This is a genomic window from Sphingomonas sp., assembly GCF_036387595.1.
In the GTDB taxonomy this organism is placed as follows: Bacteria; Pseudomonadota; Alphaproteobacteria; order Sphingomonadales; family Sphingomonadaceae; genus Sphingomonas.
The window spans coordinates 1-7,286 of sequence record NZ_DASVTL010000020.1 but is presented as its reverse complement, the minus strand read 5'-3'; the positions used below and the strand labels follow the sequence as shown (position 1 = coordinate 7,286).

At 65.5% G+C, this 7,286-nt stretch carries 5 protein-coding genes and 1 pseudogene; 3 read left to right on the top strand and 3 right to left on the bottom strand.

Annotated elements, in window-relative coordinates; genetic code table 11:
* Both VF643_RS00830 and VF643_RS00825 read left to right on the top strand, forming a co-directional pair.
* Positions 1–482, top strand: a pseudogene (locus VF643_RS00830) (hypothetical protein); the annotation flags it as partial.
* Between the two features lie 122 nt (positions 483–604).
* Complete coding sequence (locus tag VF643_RS00825) at positions 605–2,242, top strand: hypothetical protein (protein ID WP_331041462.1); 1,638 nt, start codon at positions 605–607, stop codon at positions 2,240–2,242.
* On the opposite strand, the gene VF643_RS00820 is transcribed toward VF643_RS00825, so the two are convergent.
* From VF643_RS00820 to VF643_RS00810, 3 genes are all read right to left on the bottom strand, one after another.
* On the bottom strand, positions 2,213–3,544 hold the full coding sequence (locus VF643_RS00820; RefSeq protein ID WP_331041461.1) for a PepSY domain-containing protein: 1,332 nt from the start codon (positions 3,542–3,544) through the stop codon (positions 2,213–2,215). The genes VF643_RS00825 and VF643_RS00820 overlap by 30 nt on opposite strands.
* Positions 3,541–5,796: a TonB-dependent receptor family protein gene (locus VF643_RS00815; RefSeq protein WP_331041460.1), complete on the bottom strand. Its 2,256-nt coding sequence runs from the start codon at positions 5,794–5,796 to the stop codon at positions 3,541–3,543. The genes VF643_RS00820 and VF643_RS00815 overlap by 4 nt, the downstream gene beginning before the upstream one ends.
* An 84-nt stretch (positions 5,797–5,880) precedes the next feature.
* Positions 5,881–6,309 carry a hypothetical protein gene (locus VF643_RS00810; RefSeq protein ID WP_331041459.1) on the bottom strand — a complete coding sequence of 143 codons (429 nt, stop codon included), beginning with the start codon at positions 6,307–6,309 and terminating at the stop codon, positions 5,881–5,883.
* Between the two features lie 302 nt (positions 6,310–6,611).
* Between VF643_RS00810 and VF643_RS00805 the strand changes: the two genes are divergently transcribed.
* Positions 6,612–7,244 (top strand): PEPxxWA-CTERM sorting domain-containing protein, encoded by a 633-nt coding sequence (locus VF643_RS00805; protein WP_331041458.1) that lies wholly within the window; start codon positions 6,612–6,614, stop codon positions 7,242–7,244.
* Positions 7,245–7,286: the final 42 nt, after the last annotated feature.

Genomic DNA, 7,286 nt, shown 5'->3' with positions numbered 1-7,286 from the left:
ACAGCTACACGGCGCGCACTATACTGCAGTTCCGCGATACCGCGCAGTGGGTCGATGCGCTGGCGACTGCGCCCTATTTCGGCCACGGCTTCTTCAACGGCGCCAATGCCGGTGTCACCGATCTATTCACGCTGTTCGTGGCCCTCGAGGCGCAGCGTGCCAACACGATCGCCAAGGCAAAGGAGAACAAGGCGGCGGCCGACAAATACGGGAAGCGCTACATCGCCTATGAGGGTGGCCAGCACATCGTTCCGCCAGCCGCGAACGCCGAGACGGCCGCACAGATGCAGCGTAGCCCGATGATGTACGACATCTACAAGCGGTTCCTGACCGACTGGAAGACGATCTTCAACGACACCATGACCCTGTACTCCGCCACCGGCACCATCTCGCAATACGGCGCCTGGGGCATCCGTGAGTATGCGGGACAGCCACTCGCCGACACGCCGAAGCGGCGTGCAGCGATGGAATTCGCCAGGTGACTGCTCTGAAACGCGGCATCGTTCGGCTGGATACCCAACGGTCGCGCCTGTATACTTAGGCCCACGACTTCCGCGTCCAGCCAGAAGCGCTGATCGACAACGGTCGGTTCACGTCAAGCATCATGACGCTGGCGACCGCAACCGATAGTGTTGGGTTTGATCGTGCGCATCTGGTAGTCGGTCGCCATCCCGCGGCCGGACGACGCCCGCCGCTGCTAGACGAGATCGATGTGTTCGAACTGATCAAAACTGCCGGCTTCGTATCAGCGCTTCTGGTCAGCGGATTATTCTGTCTTCGGCTGTGCGGTGATCGTTCGCTGGTCAAGTTGCTGATGACGAAGCTGATGTTACTGACGGCCGTGACGCAGTTCGCCGCCTTCTGCGCGCCTTCCATCCTCTCGCTCAATCTCATCGTCGGGCTGTCGGTTCCAATCCTTGCAACTGAACGGCGCCTGATCGCGCCAATCTACCTATTCCTTCAGCTTACGATGCCCATGGTCACTGTCGTGCTGGGCTTTGGCAGTCTCTACCTACTGACGTTCGACGTAGGTATGGCGGCAGGGCTGGGAGCTCTTGCGGCGCTTGCGCTGCGTTCCCGCGGCACGTTTTCGCGTACCATCGTCTGGGACGTTCCAGCACTCCTCTTTTTCCTGCTACTGGTAGCGCAGACTGCGCGCGATACGTCTGCGACCAACGTCATGCGTTCTGCGATCGAGGCGGGATGGGACACGCTCCTACCCTACTACGTCGTTAGTCGGTCGTTGCGCACGTTTGAAGACGTTCGTGTCGCGTTGTTCGGGCTGATAGCGGCAACGGTGGCCTTGTGCGTGCTCGCGTTCTACGAGGCTTTTCGCCATTGGCCGATGTACCGGGTCGTATTCGCCCACTATGGAATACCGATCAGCGCTGGCGCTGCTGTCAAACTGCGCGGCGGGTTCATTCGCTCTCCTGGTCCGTTTCCGGAGCCAGTCTCCTTCGCCTTCTGCCTCGCTGTCGGCTACATCGCGACCTATTCCATCCGCAGCGCGTTCCGCAGCAGGTACGCCCATCTTGCTATTATCGGCATTACGACCGTCGGCATCCTCGCACCGCAATCGCGTGGCGCTTGGATGGGCTTGATCGTCGGCGTCGTAGCGTACCAACTTTTCCGCAACCAAATCGCGAGCTTAGGCCGGATGGCGTTATGTGGTGTAGGTCTGCTCGTCGTGGTGGTCGCAAGTTCTTCGGTCGGTGACCGCGTTACCAGCACGCTTGGTATCAACAACGGACCAGATTATCGAGTGTCGCTTTTCTCCCGCGGCGTCGAGGAAGTTAAGAAGTATCCATTTATCGGCCGGCCTATAGGACAGGTGTACTACTCACTGCGCGATTTGATCCAGGGGGAGGGGATCGTCGATTTCGTCAACACATACCTGTATATGGCGTTGGTCTCTGGCCTGATTGGCCTTCTGATTTTCGTGATCGTGCTGATCTCGCCGATGGTGCCGCTCTGGGGATTGCGTTCCAATCGCCTGATTGCCGTGCGTGACCAACAACAGATTGCCTTCGTCTTCAGCGGGTTGGCGGCGATGATCGTGATGTACACGGTCACGTCGCTGGGTGGGCGCAGCCAGATGCTGTTGTCGGTGATGATGGCCTTGTCCGCCGTGATCATGAACTATCGCCGCGCGCTGTCGCGTCAGGGCCCCCGCGATCTCCAGCGCCCGCCGCAAGCGGAGGCTGCGCGTGCATCAGACCCGGTGCCCCTGCCCGCTACGTGACTCTGACCGCCGCATCACCACCGCACGCGTCAGCACCAACCGATCCGCCACCAAAACCACCGCCAGCGACAAGCCGAACAACGGCAGCAGCACACCCAGCCCCACCAGCACCACGGCGAAGCCGCGCACCAGCGGCGCGGCCGGGCGGGGCGGAGGGGCGCCGAGCTTGCCGGTGGGGCGGCGGCGCCACCACAGGATCGCGCCGCTGATCGACAGCAGCGTCAGCCCGATCGCGGTCAGCAGGTTGAGCAGCTGGTTGAGCCCGCCGAACGCCTGTCCTTCGTGGATCGCGACGCCGTAGCCGACCACGCGATCGACCAGCCGACGCTGGGCAAAGTCGCGCCGGGTGAGCAGGCGCCCGGTCTGCCCGTCGATCGTCAAATCGGTGCGCAGCGGGCGGTTCGCTGCGTCGGACTTCGCGGTCCACGAGTCGCCCGTGCCGACCGGCGGCGCGATCAGCACCGGGCGCGCGAGCGCCAGTGGCCGCACCGTCGCCGCCACGCGATCGAGCACTTCGATACCCGGGGAGGCGGTGCCGGGCGTCATCGCCATGTGATGCTCGCCATGCGCGCTGCTCCAATCCTGCCTGGCGGGCGCGCCCTCGGCGACATGGCGGATCACCTTCAGGTAACCGCCCCAACCCTGCGCCCAGGGCAGCCCGGACAGCAGCAGGAACAGCGCCGCGAGCGATACCCAGAAGCCGGTGACGCCGTGGATGTCGCGCCAGAACCGGCGCCCCCCGGCGCGCAACCGGGGATAGACCACGCCTGCCAGCCCGCCGCCCCGCGGCCACCACAGCGCCAGCCCCGTCAGGATCATCACGATCGTCCACGATGCCGCGAGTTCGACCATATAGGAGCCGATCGGCCCGGCCAGCAGCTCGCCATGGAGCCGGAACACGAGCCGCATGATCCGCGACTCCTCGTCCACGGTGTGAAGCACCGCGAGCGTCTGCGGATGCACATAGACGCGGACGTCGCCCCCGGGCGTACGCACCAGCATCTGCACCGCCTGCTCCGGCGTCGCGGGCAGCTCGTACGCGGCGAGCGTCGATCCCGGCACCGCGCGAAACGCCGCCTGCACCTGATCCGCGGCCGTAGCGGAAGTGCCGGCGACTGCCACATGCGCATAGGGCCGGTCGATCCACGCCTCGATCTGCGGCCGGAACAGGTAGATCGAGCCGGTCAGCGACAGCCACAGCACGAACGGAATGCAGAATAGCGACGCATAGAAATGCCACCGCCAGATCGCATTGTGTCCGGGCCAGCGCCGCACGACCGCCGCGGAGGGGAGTTCGTTCATCGAAAGCGGCTCCTGATGCCGGCATAGATGGTTCGCGGCGCACCCGCGTAGAGCGATCCGGTGGTGGTGCGCAGCACGCTCGCCGGGTTCTGCTCGCCGGTCGTGGCGGACAGGCTGTCGCTGATCACCGCGGCCGAACCGACATGCATCGTATCGAAGGCGTTCTGCACCGCGACAAACACGCCGATCCGCGACCAGCTACTGCCTGTCGCTGCCGGCGGATCGTATTGGAGGTTCAGATTGACCAGCACATGCCCCGGCACCGACAGCAGATTGGCGTTGTCGATCGCGTAGCGCGACCGATGCGTCGCCTCGACGAACCCGCCAAGGCCCTGGGCGATGCCGTACGGCCGGTCATAGCCGGCGCGCAGGTTGATGAACGTGGGCACCACCCCTGGGATGGCATTGCCCGCGCGATCGAACACGCGCGACGATCGCCCCGCGGTCAAGCGCTCCTCGAAGCGGGTATAATGCTGGTCGTGGTAGCTGTAGCTGGCCGACAGCCGAGCCCCCGCGACCGGGCGCCACGTCGCGCCGACCTCGATCCCCTGGTGGAGCGAGCGCGGTACGTTGCTGGTATAGGCGAGCAGATCGATCCCCGCCGACTGGCCGACGAGTTCGTCGCGGAACCACTCGCGATAGACGGTGATCTCCGCGTCCAGCCGCTTGCCCACCGCCACCGCCGCGCCGACGTCCAGCCCGATATTGCGCTGGGGCCGTAGCGACACGTTGTTGCCCGGCACGCCCGCCGCGGTGACGAACAGATTGCCGGCTTGCGGGATGCCATAGCCGGTCGCGAGCCGCGCATGCAGCTTTACCGCATCGATCGCCTGCCAGCGCAGCGCCACATCGGGCGCGACGTTCCAGAACACCCGTCTTGCGGGCAGCGCGGTGGTGATCGCCGCGCCGCCGGGGGGATAGTTATAGGCGGTCTGCGCGACGTCGATCGTCGATCGCTCAGCCCCCACGCCGACGATCAGCCCCAGCCGCGGGGTGACCGCAAGATCCTCGCGCGCACGTACGCCGATATTGTCGACCGTGCCGATCACGATCTGGGTCGGCGCCCCGAACCCGTCGCGACCCGCCGGCGTCTTGTTGAAGCTGAAGCTGCGGCTATCCAGATGATTGTAGAAGATCCCGACGAAGCCGGTCGCGGCCATCCCCGCCAGCCGGTGATCGGCGGTGACGTCGCTGGTGAGATTGTAGCTTTCGAAGCCGCCGCGGAACGGCGTCGCGCTGGTCGGCTGGTAGACGATGCGGCTGTCGAACGTCGCCTGCGTCCGCCAGGTAGCGGTCGGCGAGAAATCATGTTCGTAGCGCGCGCCGAGGATCGCGCGGCGATCGTCGCGGGCGAGATCGCCCTCCGTCGCGGTCTGCGCGATGCGCTGCCCGTTGCGACCATTGACGAACACCTGGATCGTCCCGCAGCCTGCCGCGGCGGTGGCAGCGCTGGCGCATCCTTGCTGATACGGGTTGGCCAGATACTGGTCGTAGGACAGCCGCGTCGACAGCCTGAACTCGCCCGCATTGTAGATCAGCTTGGCAGCGACCCGATCGTTCGCGCCGAGGGATGCGGTGGCGAGCGCGTTGATCGTGGCGGTGCGATAGTCGCTATGCCCGGTCGCGCCGACCCCGCCGACCAGGCTGCCGAAGACGCTGTAATCGAGCGTGTCGTTGCCGTGGCCGAGCGTCGCATAGACGTTGCCATAGCCGTCGCCTCCGACGTCGGTGCCGACATCGAGCCCGTCGATATCGCGCCCGCGCCGCGTGCGGAAATTGACCGCTCCGCCTAGCGCGTAATTGCCGTAGCGCGCCGACGATGGCCCGCGCACCACCTCGATCGCGCCATAGGCATGCGGATCGGCAAGGTCGAACCGCGCCAGGCCATCCGGCTGGGTGACCGGAAAGTCGTCCTCGAAGACCTGGATGTTGCGCGCGCCAAAGCTGTTCCGCGCGTTGGATCCGCGGATCGACAGCCCGACATCGCGCGGGCCATTGCCCTGGATGACCGCGACGCCCGGCGACAGCTTGACCAGATCGGCGATCGTCGTGGCGGGGACTCCGCGGATTGCCGATTCATCGATCGTGGTGGCGGTCTGCCCTGCGGCCTGCGCGGTGGGCGACAGCGAGCGAGCGGTAACGACGATGTCGCCGGCGCGCGGATCGGCTGCGCGGCTTCCGGTCTGGGCGAGCGCCGCGGACGGCAAGAGAGCGATGACGGCCGCAGCCGTCCTGATAGGTGATGAGATCATGGAGTCCTGCGCACGAGATCGCGGCGGCGGCGTGCGCCGTGCCGCGATCATGAAGCCCTGGACACCCGCAGGCGCCGGCGGTGGTCAGGCAGGCAGGGGAGGGGCGCGGAGTGGTGGACGCAGACGGGAAGTCGGGCGCGGTGCCGGACGATGCGTGCCGCGTATCGCCACCGCCGCCACGAACGCGAGCGCGACCGCAAGCAGCACCGCATCGACCGCGGCGAGCACCGGCGCCGCAAGCCCGGCGAACGCGCAGGGCAGTTCGGCCTTCGACGCAGGCATGCGCTCGCTGTGGTCGTCGGCGGGCGCGGCCATCGCGTGGTGTGCCATTGCCATCGGAGCAGGCGCTGGCGCGTTTACGGCGGCACCCGGGCAGAGCTGGAGCGTGATGCCACCGGCGCCGTTCACCGGCATGTACCCGTTCGGCACCAGCATCTTCATCGCCAGCGCAGCCGCGACCAGCAACGCCGCCAAGGCTGGATGAAGCCGGAACAGGGCGCGCAGCGTGGACACCGCGCGGGCTTAGCCGCCGGCCCTCGTCCGGGCAATGACGATCGGTAGCGTGCGAATCATCTTGCGATCGAAACCTGGATGATCAGCGGCTGCATGGTTACTGCGACCGGGCGTACCCTCAAAACACCCGACCACCGATGCAAAGATGAAGCGTACTGGTTAACGCCATGATTTCATCTAAGCTTGGAACAGATTGCGATTAACAGGTGGTTCATTACCTGTTTATTCGGCGGGCCGGATCAGCCATAAGAATAGCGACGGTGCAGTAATGCATCGAACCAGATTTCTACAGGGGTTCATCCATGAAGACGCTTACCAACTTGTTCGCTGCCGCCGCCCTGATGACCTTGGCCGCACCGGCAGTCGCCGCGCCGATCGTCAGCCTGCCGGGCGGCTCCGTGCTTACGATGGGTGCGTTCCAGAAGACCAACGGACCGACCAGTGTCGCACCAGGCGTGACCTTCACCGCGACCAACGACGGCTATGTCGGCTACGAAGGTGCCTGGGGCTTCGAGAAGCATGACACGTGGGAGGGCGCGCCGCTGCTCGGCCTCAACAGCGCTTCCGGATCGTTCACGCTGAACTTCGACACCGCGATCACCGGCTTCCTTGCCGAGGTGAACTGGGCGGGTAACTTGTACGACGACGCGTCGATCACCGCATTCGACATGGCCGGCAACGAGCTCGAGCGGATCGCGCTGACCGAGCACAGCATGGACCTAGAGGAGCCCGGCTTTTTCGGCTTCGCCAACACCGCGGCCCCGATCAAGAGCATTCGCTTCAGCAACTCCTATATCGCCATCCGCAACCTGGCGATCGTGCCCACCGCCGCGGTTCCGGAACCCGCCACCTGGGCGATGATGCTGCTCGGCTTCGGCATGATGGGCGCCACGCTGCGCTATCGCCGCAAGTCCACCAAGGTCTCGTTCGCTTGACTTGAACTCCCTCGCGAACGGGCGGAGCCGTCGGCCGAAAGG

Bases quoted from the DNA above. Each gene is read 5' to 3' on its own strand.
- VF643_RS00825 (WP_331041462.1), top strand. From the start codon at position 605: ATGACGCTGGCGACCGCAACCGATAGTGTTGGGTTTGATCGTGCGCAT.
- VF643_RS00820 (WP_331041461.1), bottom strand. From the start codon at position 3,544: ATGAACGAACTCCCCTCCGCGGCGGTCGTGCGGCGCTGGCCCGGACAC.
- VF643_RS00815 (WP_331041460.1), bottom strand. From the start codon at position 5,796: ATGATCTCATCACCTATCAGGACGGCTGCGGCCGTCATCGCTCTCTTG.
- VF643_RS00805 (WP_331041458.1), top strand. From the start codon at position 6,612: ATGAAGACGCTTACCAACTTGTTCGCTGCCGCCGCCCTGATGACCTTG.